Consider the following 312-nt stretch of genomic DNA (forward strand, 5'->3'; position numbering starts at 1 on the left):
GGTCTGCAGGCTTCGACCTGCAAGACCACTTGATGAACGTCTTGGATTGTCCCGTCAGAGATTCCAACTTCACGGTGGCGACATAGTTGTCCAAGGGCAATGGGGCCTCCTCGAAACAGTAGGAAAGCATTGTGTTGCGGTCATCGACCGCCAGCAGGCGCTCCCTGACAACTGCGCCATCGACCAGTTTGAGCTGGCGGATGCAGCCAACCATTCCATCCGGCTGATTGTCCTCAATACTGCTTCGGACAATTGACGGATGCCATTTATGAATCTCGCCAAATTTCTTCAATACGTTCCAGGCGTGTCCTG

The 312-nt window shown here is 53.5% G+C and carries 1 protein-coding gene; it reads right to left on the reverse strand.

What is annotated here, in order from left to right:
• Positions 1-312 (reverse strand): SRPBCC family protein (locus tag AC0L20_RS40535; protein ID WP_473295751.1); only part of this gene is annotated, 312 nt, incomplete at both ends.

The sequence above is a fragment of the Bradyrhizobium sp. Kon58 genome, assembly GCF_055807455.1.